This window comes from Bacillus cereus group sp. BfR-BA-01382, assembly GCF_022663475.1.
Classification (GTDB): domain Bacteria; phylum Bacillota; class Bacilli; order Bacillales; family Bacillaceae_G; genus Bacillus_A; species Bacillus_A thuringiensis_S.
Genome location: NZ_JAKUFQ010000045.1, coordinates 16,441 through 34,422 on the forward strand (window position 1 = coordinate 16,441; position 17,982 = coordinate 34,422).

Sequence of the window (17,982 nt, forward strand, 5' to 3'; positions counted from 1 at the left end):
ATTTTTTTTCATAAAAAAAGATGCTCAAAGAGCATCCTTTTTTATTATGAAATGCGATAAACCCTTGTTTCATAAGGTTTTAAAGCAATTGTTGTTACTTCTTCATGTTCCGCAACTTCATAGTTATTTAAAAGCAAACGTTTGCGTTCTAGTGCAAATGAACCCTCATTATACACAGCTTCCTCTTTTGAGATATTACTAATTACAATGACTTTTTCATCCTGTAACGTACGTGTATATGCATAAATTTGTGGATCGTCTTCTAAAAGTAAATCGTACGTACCATAGTTCAGTACATCGTGCTCTTTTTTCAGGGCAATCATTTTCTTATAGAAATTGAAAATAGACTTTTCTTCATTTTTTTGCTTTTCAACATTAATTTCTTTGTAATTTGGATTCATGCTAAACCAAGGTGTACTTGTTGTGAAACCAGCATTCATCTCATCATTCCACTGCATAGGTGTACGTGAATTATCGCGGCAAGAAGCCCATATAATCTCCATCATATCTTGATGTGGTACGCCCTCTGCAATTTTCTCGCGATATAAATTTTTAATTGCTACATCATCGTAATCTTCAATATTTGGTAACTGAACATTTGTCATACCAATTTCTTGGCCTTGATAAATAAACGGTGTACCGTGCATAAAGAAATACATCGCCCCTAGAGCTGTTGCACTTTCACGCCAATATTGTTTGTCATCTCCCCATGTTGAAACGATACGTGGTTTATCGTGATTCTCAATATATAAAGCGTTCCATCCTTTATTTTCTAATCCTTTTTGCCATTTCGTTAATACTTTTTTCAATCCTACAACATCAAGGTCTTTCTTCTTCTCTGCATCCCATAAACTTAAATGTTCAAACTGGAATACCATATTGAACTTACCTTGCTCTTCTCCAACCCAAAGCTCAGCATCTTCAATCTTAACGCCATTTGCTTCACCAACAGTCATAATATCGTACTTAGAGAATGTATTTTCTTTTAGCTCTTCTAATAAAGGTTGAATACCTTTCACATTCATATGTTTATCAAAAGATGGCACATATTTTAACTCTTTTGGATTTGGCATATCCTTAAAGCCTTCTTCTTTTTTAATATGACTGATTGCATCAACGCGGAAACCATCAATACCTTTATCAAGCCACCAATTAACCGTATCATATAGTACTTCGCGAACTTCTTTATTCTCCCAGTTCAAATCTGGTTGTTTACGTGAGAATAGATGTAAATAATATTGTTCTGTTTCTTCATCATATTCCCATGCCGAACCATTAAAAATACTTTCCCAGTTGTTTGGCTCCGCACCATCTTTACCATCATGCCAAATATACCAATCACGCTTCGGATTATCTTTAGATGAACGTGATTCAATAAACCATGGATGTTCATCACTCGTATGATTAATAACTAAATCAATAATAAGCTTCATATCACGCTTATGAACTTCATCTAGTAAAGCATCAAAGTCTGCCATTGTACCAAACTCATCCATAATATCTTGATAATCACTAATATCATAACCATTATCATCATTAGGCGACTTATACATTGGACAAATCCAAATTACATCTATACCTAAGTCTTTTAAATAATCCAGTTTTGCAATAATACCTTGTAAATCTCCAATACCATCACCATTTGAATCCATAAAGCTTCGTGGATAAATTTGATAAGCAACTGCTTCTTTCCACCATGTCTTATTCATAGTCCTTCTCTCCTTTTGCATCCCATCAGAATTTTATGCAAACGTTTTCGTAACACTATCATAACAAAATATGAACAGTTTGCAACTGTTTTCATTGAACTCTATGTAGATTCTTTATTCTTATGCTTTATTTATTTCTCACAAAGGTAAATCTCATTCTCCACCTCTCCTTGTCCACGCGTATTACAGACATTTTTCATATATTAATAAAAAGCTCTGATTATTTTGGAAAGGAGTAAGAAATTGAAGCAAACAAAATTAACAGGTCGTATCGTTGTTCCCACAGATCCTGACTACAATGTAGCCCGAATGAATTTAAATTTAAGTATTCCAAAACTCCCTTGTATTATTGTTTTTTGTCAAAATAACAAGGATATCTGTAACGCCTTAAAATGGGCACGTGAACGTCATATACCATTTCGGTTAAGAAGTGGACGTCATAGCTATGAAAATTTTTCTCTTTTAAATAGAGGACTTATTATTGATGTGAGTGAAATGCATCGCATTACTGTTAATACAGAGAAATTAACAGCAACAATTGAGGCTGGTGCAAATCTTGGCACTGTTTATAAAGAACTTTGGAATTACGGTGTTACAATTCCTGCTGGTACAAGTGCAAGCGTTGGAATTGTTGGATTAGCACTTGGCGGTGGTATTGGTATGCTTTCACGCTTATTTGGATTAACATGTGATCAATTAATGGAAGTGGAAATGGTACAAGCGTGTGGAAAATTTGGTGCAAAACCCATTCGTGCAAATGAACAAGAAAACTCTAACCTTTTTTGGGCATGCCGTGGTGGCGGTGGTGGAAACTTCGGAATTATCACTTCCTTAACTTTTCGAGTCCACCCCGTAAAAAATGTATCAATTTTCTCAATTACATGGGAATGGGAAGACTTTATTGCTGCATTTCAAGCGTGGCAAAACTGGGCACCTTATATAGATGAACGTCTCACTTCATCGATCGAATTATTCGCCAAGCAACGAAATAAAATCGAAGCACAAGGCGAGTTTGTCGGTTCTCCCTCTGAACTCCATTCCCTATTATCCCCTCTTCTTGAAACTGGCAGCCCCTCTCTCTTTATAGAAGAAGTTCCTTATATAAAGGCTGTCGAATTTTTTAATGGCGGTAACATCCCTGAAAATTTCAAGCGCTCTGGTTCCTATGTCTATAAACCTATTCCCCTTAAAGGCATTCAACTCATGCAATACTTTCTTTCTCATGCCCCAAATAAAGATGCTAGTATTTGGCATCAATCGCTCATAGGTGCTGTTGAAAATATTTCGCCGAATGAAACGGCTTATTTTCATCGTAAAGCAATTATTGCCCAAGAATACATTACCTCTTGGAAATGCGATGATGAAGAAAATCGAAATATACGCTGGGTTAAAGATTTACGAGAAAGCTTAGATCCTTATACACTAGGTGACTATGTGAACTGGCCCGATATCGACATTAAAAATTGGCAAACTAGTTATTATGGCTCTAACTTTCACAGATTGCGTAAAGTAAAAACTATGTATGATCCTTGTGATGTTTTTCATTTCCAACAAAGTATTCCTCCTTTTCATACGTGAAAAAGAGGATAACATAAAAAAATCATCCAATATACCGTTACCTCACAGTATGTTGGATGATTCAAGTTGATTTTCTATATCGTTTCAAATTCTTGCTCCTACTCATAAACTTTTACTTACAGATTAATTGTATTTCGTATCATTTTCATGCAATGAATGTAATTTAATATTTGGTACTTTATCTTTTTCCATACCTCTATTATAAGAAACAGGAACTTGAAATTCGAATTGCTTTGTCTCATGTTTTTGTAAATAGACTGGTTTCGGTACTGGATAGCTTTTTGAATTCTCGTTTGCATTATCATATAAAACAACTTTTAATGCTTGTGAATGATTACGATAATTTTTTAAAGTAACAATGCACTTCGGTTGGATATTATCTCCATTTTTCTCCATTCTACACTGGCTATCTTCTTTTTTATATTCTATTGCTTCTACCCCTGTTTTTCCTGCATAGTACCATGTTTTATTCAATGTCTGGAGGATTGTATTTAAAATAAACGGCATCATTACAATCAAAATACTAATGCCTACTACTTTTATCTTATTCATTTTTCTAAATGTACTAGACTCCTTTTTTCCTAGCCATTTTAAAAATAATATAAATGCAATTACATGTAGTATGAAAGAAACAATCAATATATTTGAGACTTTATAATCCATATAAACATACGTATGTATCGGAACCTTATAGACATTGAATAGTTTTTCCCCAATTAATTCATTATCATTTGGAATTTTTAATAATAACAAAACCCCTATACTGTAACAAATAGCTACTAATCGATCATACTCAATACGAATCATTCTTTCTCCCCTTCACTTTGTTTTTTATTATCGATTTTAGCTATTATTACCATACTATACAATCTTTTTATAGAGGATAACGTAAAAAAGTTCCTTATAAATATATAAAGAACCTTATTAATATACATTATGAATTAAAAAATCAATATACAATTTTCACATTGAGATTTCTTCAAAATATGTTGGATTGTGTATTGTAATTTTTTTATCTAAAATTGTAACAATGCTATCATTTTTTAATTGTTTTAATACGCTGCTAACTGTCTCTCGAGATGTTCCAGATATTTTGGATATTTCAATTGTTGTAAGTGGACATGAAATTACAATCTTTTCCCCACTCTGTTCTCCTAAATCCTGCATTAAATAATTTAACGTTTGGATAACACGATCTTGTGCATTAGGAATTGTAATATTTTGCACTCGATTTTCATTCAATTTTAATATAGATGATAATTGCTGAACAACGTACATCAATTGCGTTCTGCTGGATTTTACCATATCTTCAAAGATTACCGTTGGAATATAATATACCTCCACATCCGTCATTGCTTCTGCTGTATAGTTATATCCTCTGTCTGTAAACATACCACCATAAGGAAAAATAGAATACCGCTTTACATAGTCATCGTATAATAAGTTCCCATTTTGATTAACCCGCTCTAACTTTACAAAACCATCTAACATGAAGTAAATTCTTTCCCTTGAATCCCCTTCTAAAAATAAAAATTGACCTTTTTTATAAGTTCGCCAATAAACAAACTCTGTTAAGCCTTTCAATTTTTTTTCTGTTAAATGAGCAAATAATTCGAACTGCTTTAAGTCTTTCACTACGTTCCGTCTATTCATAAAATTCCCTCTCTCTTGCTTTATGTTGGAGCGAAAAATCAAGAAAGCGTATTCAATTTGAATTTTATCATAATTAACTTATATATTCAGATTTCATCATGAAAACTTTATGAACAATGAGTACAAAAAATATTAATAAATAAAAAGAATGAAGTTATTAACCTCATTCTTTTTTTTACTACTAAGTAGCGTACATAATAATTTAAACATACATGCATACATTCTGTTTTGAAATAATAGTACCAGCTTTTTCTTCTAGTGCTTCATATACTTTTTCTAAAGACGTAATAATTGTTTTTCTTTTTGGATTTGTATTAACAAAATTAATAGCAGCTTCAATTTTGGGAAGCATGCTTCCCGCAGCAAATTGTTGTTCTTCAATATATTCTTCTAATTGATTCACTGTGACATGCTCTAATTTTTTTTGATTCGGTTGATTATAATTTACATACACATGATCAACTGCAGTTAAAATAACGAGCGTATCGGCATCTACTAATTCTGCTAATTTCTGCGCAGCGAAATCTTTATCGATAACCGCTTCAGTTCCTTTTAACCCTTCTTCGGAATCAATTACTGGAATTCCACCCCCGCCAACAGCTATCACTATGTTTCCATCTTCCACCAAAGAATTAATCACTTTATGTTCATGAATACTTACAGGCTTCGGTGATGGAACAACACGTCTCCATCCTCTACCAGCATCTTCTTTAAACACTGCTTTTGTTTCATCCATTAATCTTCTGGCCTCTTCTTCTGTATAAAAAGGACCAATTGGTTTAGTTGGATTTTTAAATGCCTCATCTTTTTTGTCCACAACAACGCGCGTTATAACCGTTGCTACATCTTTTTGTATATTCCGTTTTTTTAATGCCTTTTCAATCGCATTTTCCATCCAATATCCAATCATCCCTTGGCTCATTGCCCCACAAGTATCTAATGGCATTGCAGGTGTCTTTTCCGTTTCTGCAGCTTTTTGCTGTAATAAAATATTCCCCACTTGTGGGCCATTTCCATGCGCAATTACTATATCCACATCATTTTCCATTATTTTCACAAGTTGTTCCGCCGTTTTTTCCAACGCTTCTTGCTGCGCTCCCGCAGTAGCTTCTCCAGACTGTATCGCATTTCCCCCTAGTGCAACTACAATTTTTCTTCGTGCCATATTTCAGCCCTCCAGTTCATTTCGCTTTCACAGCGCTTTATAAAGTAATACTGCCTGTAATTAATCCATAAATCGCAAAGAATGCTAAAGCACCAATTGCTACGGATGATGCTAATTCCACTCGAGTAAATATTTGCTTCGAACTCTTTTGCTTTTGAACATTGTAAAAAATAAAAATACCTGGCGCATATAAAGTCATTGTTAATAATAAATACTCTAAACCAGCTGCATAAACTAACCACACACCATAAATACTTGCTATCAAACCAATTATTATATTTTTATTTCGATCTACTTCTTCAGATTTTAAGCTATGCTTCAGTTGATAAAATGCTGAAAAAGCATATGGAATTAAAATGGCTGAAGATGCTAAAGAGAATGCAAAGTTATACGCCTGATCAGAAACGACGAATGTTAACAAGAATATTTGAATTAAACCATTTGTTATCCATAATGAATTTACTGGAGCCTTATTTTTATTTTCTTTTGCGAACCATTTTGGAAATACTCCATCTTTAGCCGCTAAATATGGAATTTCAGAAGCGAGCAAAGTCCAACCTAACCAAGCACCTAATACAGAGATGACCAAACCTAAATTTATAAAGATAGCACCCCATTTTCCAACAACACTTTCAAATAAATAAGCCATAGCTGGATTTTTCAAACCAGCAATATCTGCTTGCTGCATAAGTCCAAGAGACAATAATGTGATTAAAATGTAAATGATGAGTGTACCAATTAAGCCAATAACCGTTGCTTTCCCTACATCACTTCTATTTTTTGCTCGACTGGATAAAACAACCGCCCCTTCTACCCCAATAAATACCCATAGAGTTACAAGCATTGTACTTTTAACTTGGCTGCCAACTGCTCCCCATGAAAAAGAACCAGTTTGCCCCCAAAATCCATCTAAGAATGTATCAATATGAAACGCGAAGATTCCTATGACAATAAATACAAATACAGGTACTAATTTTGCGATTGTAGTTACTAAATTCACAAGTGCTGCTGATTGAACTCCACGTAAAATTAACATGTGAACACACCACAATAATACGCTTGCACCAATAATGGATTCTACATTTTGACCGCCTTCAAAGATCGGGAAGAAATATCCTAATGAAGAAAATAATAATGTACCGTAAGCTACATTCCCAAGCCAAGCAGATAGCCAGTATCCCCACGCACTATTAAATCCCATAAAATTACCAAATCCTGCTTTTGCATAGCTAAAAATACCACCATCTAAATCTGGCCGTTTTACAGTTAGATTTTGAAAAGATAATCCAAGTGCAATCATCCCAATTCCTGTTATAACCCAGCCAATAATAATGGCCCCCGCACCAGCACCTTTTGCCATATCACTCGCTAAATTAAATGCTCCACCGCCAATCATAGACCCAACTACAAGAGCCGTTAGTGTAAACAACCCTAATTTCTTATCTTCACCCATTCCACTCACCTCTCTTTAATTGCAATAACAATACAAAAGCAACAGTGAATGATAGTGTCTAAAGGAGGAGAAAGAAGAAAGGAAGACTCCCTTTCTTCTTTACTCCATGTTTCCTAAAGTAGCTGCCATAACCGCTTTAATTGTATGCATTCTATTTTCAGCTTGATCAAATACTTTTGAATGTTTACTGCGGAATACTTCGTCAGTTACCTCCATTTCTTTCAACCCATATTTCTCGTAAACTTCTTCGCCATACATCGTTTCAACATCATGAAATGCAGGTAAACAATGTAAGAAAATCACGTTTTCATTCCCTGTTTCTTTAATCATTTTCATATTTACTTGATAAGGTCTCAATAACTCGACACGTTCAGCAAATTTTTCTTCTTCCCCCATAGACACCCATACATCTGTATAAATTACATCTGCATTCGCAACAGCTTCTTCCACATTACTTGTTATCATTACCTGTTCATTATATTTTTTTGCTAAATCAATTACTTCTTGTGCAGGCCATAAAGATTCTGGTGTGCAAATACGTACATCCATTCCAACGATTGCTCCACCAACTAGTAAGCTATTAGCAACATTATTTCGTCCATCTCCAACGTAAACGAGCTTCACATTTTTCAACTTCCCTACATGTTCTCTAATTGTTAATAAATCTGCTAGTGTTTGTGTTGGATGCCACATGTCTGTTAATCCATTCCAAACTGGCACACCAGAATTTTGTGCTAAAGATTCTACAGTCTCATGATTAAATCCACGAAACTCAATTCCGTCAAACATACGCCCTAACACTTTTGCTGTATCCTCTACGGATTCTTTTTTCCCAAGCTGAATATCACCTTTCCCTAAATATTCAGGATTCGCCCCTAAGTCTGTACATGCTACTGTAAATGCACAGCGCGTACGAGTGGAGGTTTTTTCAAATAAGAGCGCTACATTCTTATCTTCTAAATAATGATGCGGGATACCATTTTTCTTTTTCTCTTTTAATTCTGCTGCCAAATCTAGAAAATATAACAATTCTTCTTGTGTAAAATCTTTTTCTGCTAGAAAGCTTCTTCCTTTTAAATTTGGTCTAGTCATTAACATACTTCATCCCTACTTTCTCCGTTATTTATACTAAATATCTTTACGAACAATTGGCATACTCATGCAACGTGGACCCCCACGACCACGAGATAATTCCGAACTTAGCACTTCAATTACTTCTATACCGTGCTCCCGTAATAACGTATTGGATACATAGTTGCGATCATATGTAACAACTACACCTGGTGCGATTGCTAATGTGTTCGAGCCATCATTCCATTGTTCACGAGCAGAAGCAATTACATCTCCTCCTCCACATGGAATAAGAACTAATTCACTTAAGCCTAATACCTCTTTTAATGCTTCCATTAAAGAAGTACGATGTGTAATTTTAAGAGTTTCCTCATCTGATCCTTTTTCTAAAATATAAATATTCATATTCCCTTTTGGCCCTTGAATGGCTGGATGAATTGTAAACTTGTCATAATCAACCATTGTAAATACTGTATCTAAATGCATAAATGCTCGGCATTTTGGAATTTCTATTGCTAACACTTTCTTAATTTTATTTTGTCGGCTAAAGAGATTTTTAGCTAAACGTTCAATTGCTTTAGCTGAAGTACGAGCAGACACTCCAATCGCAATTGTTTCTTCATTTAAAATTAGCTCGTCGCCACCTTCAATTGGAAATTTATAATCACGATCTAACCAGATTGGTACATTATGTTTTGCAAATCTTGGGTGATATTTAATGATGTACTCCATGAATAATGATTCACGTCTACGCGCTGGTTCTCTCATCTTATTTATCGTTAAGCCATCGCCCACGCTAGCTGCTGGATCACGAGTAAAATATAAATTAGGCATTGGATCTAAGTAAAACGGATAATGATCTTCCATTAATTCATATAAATGTGTCTTCTTACTTGTTTCAATTTCGTTTTTCCGTACACCGCCCATAATTTTTTGAATTAATTCTTCATTTGAAAAGGAAAGTAAATATTCTTTTAAAGTTTGATGTGCAACATTTACGTCAGCCTGTCCTTCTTTTAAAATACGATCAACAAATTCTTCTCGAAGTTTTTTATCTACTAACGCCTCAGCGGCTAGTTTTTCTAAATAAAGAACTTCAACACCCCGATTGCGTAACGTTTGTGCAAAATAATCATGCTCTTTTTGAATAATTGGTAAGTATGGAATATCATCAAATAATAATTGCTGCAAATAATCTGGCGTCAAGTTTTCCACTTCTTTACCCGGTCGTTTTAATAAAACCGTTTGTAATTCCCCAATTTCTGAAGTAACATGTATCGGATGTTTCATTTGTTGTACCTCCTTTTAAATATGTTTGATGTCTTACAAGTACATAATAAATGCTCTGCACTTTCATCTTTGTGAAAGCATCCACATTATCATTGTGAAATATTAAACAAGTTATTTTTTTAAAATCATACGAATTTGTATTTTTATAACAAACTCTCTCGCTTTTTCAATAAAAAACACATATATTACGCATATATGTTGAATATTCAACTTCCGTATTTAAACAAAAATCCTGTTTTTAATTTTATTAAAAACAGGATTTTTACATCTAAATAATTAAATTTAATCTTTCTTCTATAATCTCCCTATCTGATTTCGACTGTGAAATTATAAGGCATGTATCATTTCCACATATACATCCTATTTTTTCTTTCCAATCTAACTCATCAAATAAAACACCAATAACATGTGCATTACCAGGTAATGTTTTAATAACCATTAATTGATCTACACAATCAATTTTCACAACAACTTCTCGTAATTTTTTCTTTAACTTTATATCAGTTTGTAAATGCTCTTCTGAGAAAACTTTATATATCATTAATCCTTCTTGAGAAGGTACCTTCGTTAAGTTTAACTCACGAATATCGCGAGAAACCGTAGCTTGTGTTACTAATACATCTTTTTTTGCTAACAATTCTACTAATCTTTCTTGCTTATCTATTTCATACTCCTTTACAAATTGTTTAATTAACCGTTGTCTTTTTTCTTTTTTCATAAAAGACACCCCTTTTAATATTATAGCTCGCTATAATTTTCATCCGAAAGGGAGAGAAAAGAATGTTGCGGAAACGTTCATAGTTTAACTGTAAATATTAAATCAAACTAAATAAAAAAGAGAAGAACAGCATTCTGTTCTTCCTTTTACATTGAAAATCGTTCAATTGTTTGTTTCAAATCAGTTGCTTGCTTCTCTAAATCTTTTAATAATTGATCGATTACTATCATATTTTTAGACTGTTGTAGCGTCACACGCGCCACTTCTTGCGAACCAGCTGACGTTTCTTCAGCAATTGCTGCTACAGCTTTTGTTTGTGCTCCTGTTTGATGAATGTGGCTCACTTGTTCATTCATATAACTACTAATTTGCTGAGTTGCATCGGCTACTTCCATAACACTTGATGACATTTCTTTTAAAATTAATTCCGTAGCTTCCCCACGTTTCGCCTCTTCTTTAGCTATTTTCACTTGTTCTGTCATTTTCATTGCAACTTGTTGTACTTCATCTTGCATATTCCGTAATAACTGAGATATGTTTCTTGCAGAATGATCACTTTCATCAGCAAGTTTACGTACTTCTTCCGCAACAACCGCAAAACCTCTTCCATGCTCTCCTGCGCGAGCTGCCTCAATAGAAGCATTTAGTGCTAATAAATTCGTTTGGCTAGCAATCGCACTCACAACAGACACAATATGTTCTACTTGTTTCATTCGTTCTTCTAACTTCTGTACATTTTGCATTGAATCTTCATTTTCTTTTGCCAATGTTTGAATACCTTGAATTAAAGACGTAAAGACACGAGTACTATGCCCTAAAGCTTGAACCATTTCTGAAGACAACGTATCAGACTGCTTCGCTTTTTCTTCTACTTCACTTGCAATAGACGTCGTTGTATCAACAGCAGAAACAATTGCTTGAATTGATGCTGCTGATTGCTCAGCGCCTGAAGAAATCTCTGCAAGAGTCTCAGATACACCTTGCGCTTGTCTCGTTGCTTCTCCTGTTTGTTTTCTAATCTGCTGTACTTGATTGTTTGTATAAGAAAATGTTGTATCAATATTTTTTACCATGCCCCTTAAGTTTCCTAACATCATATTAAATGCAACACTTAAAGATTTAATTTCATCATCTGTCTTCGGTAATGGAACATCTTCACGAATATCACCCTCAGCTGCTTTTCTTGCCGCTTCCTCTAACTTGCGAAGTGGTTTAATTAAAAATACGGCTGCTCCATATGCTAAAATTCCAGACCATACTACCCCTAATAACATAACGATAATATTATATACAGTTTGACTTACATAACTTTGAAAATAATCGTATATCACGTAAATAAAAAATATACTTGTTGAATATGTAATAAAAGCTAAAACTGTAGTGAATAGCATAAGTTGTGTACGTAATCCAAAAGAAAATGTTTTTCTTTCTTTTTCCATCTTCCCTTTCCCCCTTTTTATAAGCAATATAAATACTACCTATATATTATTATCCATATTTTCATTATAGAAGGATATAGAGATTTTAAAAATCATTATTTCTTTGAATATCAAATTGCACGAAAAAAATAAAGGATTCTGACAATTTATGACTAATAACAGAAATACGGGGCAACATTTGTAAAATATATTTTTAACTGGGGGTTTTGTATGATTCAAGTTCGAAATCTAGTAAAATCATTCGGTTCACTTGATGTGTTAAAAGGAATTGATTTAGAAGTAAAAGAAAAAGAAGTTGTTGTTTTAATTGGTGCCAGTGGTTCTGGTAAAAGTACATTACTTCGCTGTCTTAACTTTTTAGAAATGTACGATGAAGGCGAAATTCACTTACAAGGTGAGCGAATTGATCCAAAGCATTCAAATTTAAATAAAGTCCGTGAAAATGTCGGTATGGTTTTTCAGCACTTTAACCTCTTTCCTCATATGACCTCACTAGAAAACATCATAGAAGCACCTATTCATGTAAAAAAATTAGAGAAAGCAAATGCACAGGATATTGGAAATCAACTTCTCCAAAAAGTCGGCCTTCAAGATAAAGCGGATGTAACTCCTCATCTTCTTTCAGGTGGTCAAAAACAGCGCATTGCCATTGCACGAGCTCTTGCAATGAGCCCTAAGATTATGCTATTTGATGAGCCTACCTCAGCTTTAGACCCTGAACTTGTTGGAGAAGTATTGCAAGTTATGAAAGAACTTGCTGAAGAAGGGATGACAATGGTTATTGTTACTCATGAAATGAATTTCGCAAAAGATGTAGCTGATCGCGTCATCTTTATGGACGATGGAAAGATTGTAGAAGATGCTCCGCCAGCACAATTCTTTTCAGCTCCATCACATGAACGAGCAAAACAATTTTTACGTAACGTTTTATAATGTAACTTCTGTTTCAAACGAAAAGGAATACATTCATACGGTGCACAACTAATCATCCAAATAAAATATTTCAATAACATACTGAAAAACATCCGTATGATCAATATATAGGAGGGGTTTTATGAAAAGAAAACTATTAACCATTGTTGCGAGCATTACACTATGTACATCCTTCATACTAGGAGCTTGTAGCAAAGAAAGTTCTACTACTTCATCAAATGGTGAAAAAGAATTTCGCTATGCGATGAGTGGATTATACAAACCTTTTAACTATAAAGAAAATGACGGCAAACTTGTCGGTTTTGATGTAGAAATCGGTGAAGCTCTTGCTAAAAAGATGAACATGAAGGCTACGCCAGTTACAAACCCATGGGAAACGCTAATTCAAGGTCTTCAAGCGAAGAAATATGATGTAATACTGGGTAGTATGGCAATTACAGAGGAGCGCTTAAAAGCTGTTAGTTTCTCAAATCCGTACTATCGCTCTGGCGCCCAAATTTTTGTAGCTAAAAAGAATACCGCTATCTCTTCTCCAGAAGATTTAAAAGGTAAGAAAATTGGTGTTGTAAAAGCTAGTACCTTTAAAAATCTTGTTGCAAAATATACAGATCAAATCACAGAATATGACAGTGATATTACTGCTCTTATGGATTTAGAGCCTGGGCGTGTTGACGCAGTAATTACGGATCAAATGGTTGGTCTACGTATGATAAAAGAAGGAAAATCGAATATAAAAGAAGCCGGAAAACCATTAAATCTTGATGAAATGGGAATTGCTATTCGCAAAGATAATAAAGAAATGGTTGAGAAAGTAAATAAAGCGTTAGATGAAATCATTAAAGATGGTACGTATGATAAGATCAGTAAAAAATGGTTCGGACGTAATATTCTTGGTGAAGAGGAAAAAACGAAGTAAGTAAGTTAGCCATTCAAAAGATTCATAAACAGTGCCCCACTGATTAAGTGTTCATTTTATGTGGGGCATTTCATTCTCTACTAAAATCTATACAATATGAGGTGAAACGCATGTTTGAAATTTTTATCTCTTCCTATCCCACACTCTTAAAAGCTACTATTGTCACATTACAATTAACATTAACTTCCCTAGTACTCGGTTCATTAATTGGATTATTATTCGCTTTCTTTCGAATCTCTAACAATAAAGTTTTAAATAGTATCGCTCATGTCTACATTGCTATTATTCGTGGTACACCTTTAATTGTTCAAATTGCCATTCTCTATTTTGGAATTACATCTGTTGTTGTTTTCACCCCTTTTTGGGCAGGAGCAATCGCTTTAGCAATTCATAACGGTGCATATATTACGGAAATTTTCCGTGGATCTATTCAATCCGTTGACCGAGGACAATTAGAAGCAGCTCGCTCTTTAGGCATGCCTTATCCTTTAGCTATGCGACGAATTATATTACCACAAGCATTTCGTCTGTCTCTTCCTCCTCTAGGAAACCAATTTATTATCGGATTAAAAGATTCTTCACTTGTTGCTTATGTAGGAATGTCCGAATTATGGGGATCGGGTTTATCAATTGCAGCAGGTAACTTCCAACAATTAGATACTTACATAATCGTTGGTGCATACTATCTCGTACTTGTTCTTCTATTTACTTATTTTGTTAATCTTTTAGAAAAACGATTACAACGAAAAGAAACTAACTCCTTCCAAGTCAATAAAAAGAACAAAAAGGAAGTTTCTTTATAAGAAAAAGCAAGCCTGAGATGGCTTGCTTTTTCACTGCAAAAATATATTAATTTTTACTGATTTATTTTTTTAATACTCTCTTTTTCTTCTATATGTTCCTCACGATATGAAATATTATGAGGGTCTAAGCCATTTCCTAAAGAACCGTAGAAATGCTCTCTATGCGGATCAACTAATTCACTTCCGTGATAATACACACGTGGTGTATTCCAAAGTGCTGCCAATGCTTTTGTCATCGGCATTTCGTGATAACGTTCCGGCCACATTTCTTTAATCTTCTCTTTTACTAACGGATAGTATTTAGAGCTCATAGCAGGGAACAGATGATGTTCTGTATGATATGAGAAATTGAAATGCAAAACGTCTACCCAGCGCGGCACTGTTACTGATAAGCAGTTTGCTAACGGATCATTTACTGGAACAATTGGATTTAAGCGGTGATTTGTTGCGATATATGCCATTACAATAAAGTTAGCAATTAACAACGGAATGACATATGCAAATAACCATTTTCCAGGTCCCATAATAAATAATAAACTAATCCAAACTGTCCAAGGCAAAAGAAGTTGAAGCCATACAGATTTTTGATTGGATGACTTGAACTCTTTTATAAAATGAAAGAACATTCGAGTCGAATGCAATGTAAATTGAATTGTTAGTGACAGAAAACTAAAGAATGAACGTACATGTAGAGGCATACGATATACCCAACTCAAAAACTTACTCTTCTTAAGTTTCTCAAGTGTCGGCCATGCATCCGGATCATTCTCTTCATGCTGTGTATGAACATGATGCGTTGCATTATGCCACTTTCTCCAAAGCTTTGGCCCTGTTGATAATGGCATAAATGCAATCGCTCCTAAGAAGTCACGAAGCCATGCCTTTCTTACAACAGTTCCATGTAAAATTTCATGCCCTAAAAATCCTAGTGAAGCAAAACATAATCCAAGAACAATCGCAATTCCTAGATTCGCCCACACATTCAATTCAAATACACCAATCGATATTAATCCCGACAATGCCACAAGCAAATAAGCCAATCCACCAAATAAACGAGTAGGCACTGGTTTAAATGCTTTTTTCGGCAAATGTGGTGATACACGTGCTGCATACCACCCAAATGTATGAAGCTCCTTCATCCTTTTGCCCCTTTCTTATGCCGCGCCTTGCGCAACTTACATATATCAATTCTTGCTTCCAGATTGATTTTACTAAATGATCCAAAAAGCATGTATTATAAGGAAAATATACTCACTCTATCGTCACTTATTTTTCGCTTTTATTATCAATGAAAAACATTTCTCTTTTTACTCTCTATCAACCTTTCCACATGATGAATCATAACAATAGAATTTCTATATTGTCAACAACTTTTATGACCTAGTAATAAAAGTTGGTTATATTTTTATAATCATACTTTATTTCACTAAAGAAAATGTATATATTACATAAGGATTTATCCACTATCTATAGACATTTTCTTAAACGCCATAGACCCTATCTCATTCAATAAATCTCTATGTAATCAACAAACAGAATCACTTGAATTTAGTTTTATATAAATCCTACTTCTTCATAATGCCCCACCTAATTAATTATATCAAAATAATTTATAACCTCTTTTAATAAAAATAGACTTCTTCTAAAACAACACACATGAATTTCATATAATATGGAAATATTAAAAGGAAAATTGTTCTAAAATCAGGAGGTTTCAGCAATGACAAGTGATACATTTCCACAACTGCCGCTATCTTATTGGATTGAATCTACTCAGTTTCCTACTTTCCCTCGTTTATCCGAAAATATAAAGGCGAAAGTTGCTATTATCGGTGCTGGTATTACAGGTATTACTACTGCCTATTTACTTGCAAAAGAAGGCATCGATGTTGTTTTAATTGATTCTGGTCGTATTTTAAACGGGACGACTGGGCATACAACAGCGAAAGTAACAGCACAACATGATCTTATTTATGATGAATTAATAAATCACTTCGGTGTAGAAAAGGCCGGGCTTTACTATGAATCAAATAATCAGGCTCTACAATTCATAAACGAAACTGTTCAAACATATAAAATCGACTGTAATTTCTCAAATGAAGATTCATATTTATATACAACTACTGATAACGGATTAAGAAATTTATCGAAAGAATATGAAGCTTATCAAAAATTAAATATACCTTGTGATTATGTTCAATCTCTATCGATTCCTATTCCAGTACAATCTGCACTTGTCATGAAAAATCAAGCACAATTCCATCCCCTTCTTTATTTAAAAACACTTTTAGAAAAGTTTGTGGAGATGGGTGGAAAGGTCTACGAACAAACAACAGCTATGGATGTGGAAAAGGGAGATTATCCACAAATAATTACAAAAGAGGGCCATCATATCACTTGTGAATATGTTGTCTCTTGTTCACATTTTCCTTTTTATGATGCGAATAGCTTTTTCTTTACGCGAATGTACGCAGAACGCTCCTACGCTCTTGCAATAAAAGCCAAAACAGATTATCCAGGTGGCATGTATTTAAGTATTGATGATCCAAAGCGCTCCTTACGCTATATAACAAACAATGGAGAGAAATTAATTTTAATTGGCGGAGAAAGTCATAAAACAGGACAAGGAATAAATACGATGCTTCATTATGAAGCACTCTATTCTTTTGCTGAAGCAACTTTTGGAATAGACGAGGTTCCTTATAGATGGTCAGCACAAGATTTAATCACTCTAGATAAGCTTCCTTATATCGGACATATTAACGAAAGAAATCCAAATATATTTGTTGCAACTGGATATCGCAAATGGGGAATGACAACTGGAACTGCTGCCGCTCAGCTACTGAAGGACTCCATCCTAAAAGTCCACAGTCCCTATAAAGAACTGTATGCACCATCACGCTTCCATGCAAATCCAGATATAAAAACGTTCCTCTCCCAGAACATTGATGTTGCGAAACATTTAATTGAAGGAAAGATCGAAACCGCATTACGTAAGCCAGAAGATCTCGAAGTTGGTGAAGGATCTGTCGTACATGTTAACGGTAAACGAGCAGGTGCTTATAAGGACAAAGAAGGAAAATTACATATCGTCGATACAACTTGTACACATCTCGGCTGTGAAGTTGAATGGAATAATGGTGATTGTACCTGGGATTGTCCTTGCCATGGTTCTCGTTTTTCAATTGAAGGAGACGTTCTTGAAGGTCCAGCAGATCAACCGTTAAAACGAGTTGATAATGAGTGAACAAATA

At 34.3% G+C, this 17,982-nt stretch carries 14 protein-coding genes and 2 pseudogenes; 5 read left to right on the forward strand and 11 right to left on the reverse strand.

Annotated elements, in window-relative coordinates:
• Positions 1-44 precede the first annotated feature (44 nt).
• Positions 45-1,709, reverse strand: coding sequence for a glycoside hydrolase family 13 protein (locus tag MR160_RS18155; RefSeq protein ID WP_001044700.1), 1,665 nt, complete (start codon positions 1,707-1,709; stop codon positions 45-47).
• A 243-nt stretch (positions 1,710-1,952) separates the two neighbouring features.
• On the opposite strand from MR160_RS18155, the gene MR160_RS18160 reads away from it, so the two are divergent.
• Entirely contained in the window at positions 1,953-3,287 is a 1,335-nt protein-coding gene (locus tag MR160_RS18160) for an FAD-binding oxidoreductase (protein ID WP_000814907.1), read from the forward strand.
• A gap of 123 nt (positions 3,288-3,410) precedes the next feature.
• On the opposite strand, the gene MR160_RS18165 is transcribed toward MR160_RS18160, so the two are convergent.
• The 9 genes and pseudogenes from MR160_RS18165 to MR160_RS35340 all read right to left on the reverse strand — a co-directional run.
• Positions 3,411-4,094, reverse strand: coding sequence for a hypothetical protein (locus MR160_RS18165; protein ID WP_000619192.1), 684 nt, complete (start codon positions 4,092-4,094; stop codon positions 3,411-3,413).
• A 156-nt stretch (positions 4,095-4,250) separates the two neighbouring features.
• Complete coding sequence (locus MR160_RS18170; RefSeq protein WP_001081906.1) at positions 4,251-4,940, reverse strand: Crp/Fnr family transcriptional regulator; 690 nt, start codon at positions 4,938-4,940, stop codon at positions 4,251-4,253.
• Positions 4,941-5,142: 202 nt separating this feature from the next.
• Positions 5,143-6,105, reverse strand: coding sequence for a carbamate kinase (gene arcC, locus MR160_RS18175; protein ID WP_000113953.1), 963 nt, complete (start codon positions 6,103-6,105; stop codon positions 5,143-5,145).
• A gap of 37 nt (positions 6,106-6,142) precedes the next feature.
• Positions 6,143-7,558 (reverse strand): arginine-ornithine antiporter, encoded by a 1,416-nt coding sequence (gene arcD / locus MR160_RS18180; RefSeq protein ID WP_000503413.1) that lies wholly within the window; start codon positions 7,556-7,558, stop codon positions 6,143-6,145.
• A gap of 99 nt (positions 7,559-7,657) precedes the next feature.
• On the reverse strand, positions 7,658-8,656 hold the full coding sequence (gene argF, locus MR160_RS18185; RefSeq protein WP_000930283.1) for an ornithine carbamoyltransferase: 999 nt from the start codon (positions 8,654-8,656) through the stop codon (positions 7,658-7,660).
• Positions 8,657-8,686: 30 nt separating this feature from the next.
• A complete protein-coding gene (arcA, locus tag MR160_RS18190; protein ID WP_000682331.1) occupies positions 8,687-9,919 on the reverse strand; it encodes an arginine deiminase in 1,233 nt (410 codons plus the stop codon).
• A gap of 268 nt (positions 9,920-10,187) precedes the next feature.
• A complete protein-coding gene (gene argR, locus MR160_RS18195; RefSeq protein WP_000711826.1) occupies positions 10,188-10,637 on the reverse strand; it encodes an arginine repressor in 450 nt (149 codons plus the stop codon).
• A gap of 146 nt (positions 10,638-10,783) precedes the next feature.
• Positions 10,784-11,356 (reverse strand): annotated as a pseudogene (locus tag MR160_RS35335) (methyl-accepting chemotaxis protein); the annotation flags it as partial.
• Between the two features lie 369 nt (positions 11,357-11,725).
• Positions 11,726-12,076: pseudogene (locus MR160_RS35340) on the reverse strand (HAMP domain-containing protein); the annotation flags it as partial.
• A 210-nt stretch (positions 12,077-12,286) separates the two neighbouring features.
• Between MR160_RS35340 and MR160_RS18205 the strand changes: the two are divergent.
• From MR160_RS18205 to MR160_RS18215, 3 genes are all read left to right on the forward strand, one after another.
• On the forward strand, positions 12,287-13,009 hold the full coding sequence (locus MR160_RS18205; RefSeq protein WP_000616926.1) for an amino acid ABC transporter ATP-binding protein: 723 nt from the start codon (positions 12,287-12,289) through the stop codon (positions 13,007-13,009).
• Between the two features lie 121 nt (positions 13,010-13,130).
• Complete coding sequence (locus MR160_RS18210) at positions 13,131-13,925, forward strand: ABC transporter substrate-binding protein (protein WP_000823756.1); 795 nt, start codon at positions 13,131-13,133, stop codon at positions 13,923-13,925.
• 47 nt (positions 13,926-13,972) lie between these two features.
• Positions 13,973-14,728, forward strand: a complete 756-nt coding sequence (locus tag MR160_RS18215; protein ID WP_003255986.1) for an amino acid ABC transporter permease — start codon at positions 13,973-13,975, stop codon at positions 14,726-14,728.
• Positions 14,729-14,781: 53 nt separating this feature from the next.
• Here MR160_RS18215 and desB read toward each other — a convergent pair whose 3' ends face one another.
• Positions 14,782-15,867: a Delta(10) desaturase DesB gene (gene desB, locus MR160_RS18220; RefSeq protein ID WP_000661228.1), complete on the reverse strand. Its 1,086-nt coding sequence runs from the start codon at positions 15,865-15,867 to the stop codon at positions 14,782-14,784.
• A gap of 581 nt (positions 15,868-16,448) precedes the next feature.
• On the opposite strand from desB, the gene MR160_RS18225 reads away from it, so the two are divergent.
• Positions 16,449-17,975 (forward strand): FAD-dependent oxidoreductase, encoded by a 1,527-nt coding sequence (locus MR160_RS18225; RefSeq protein ID WP_000199973.1) that lies wholly within the window; start codon positions 16,449-16,451, stop codon positions 17,973-17,975.
• The last annotated feature ends 7 nt before the right edge of the window (positions 17,976-17,982 follow it).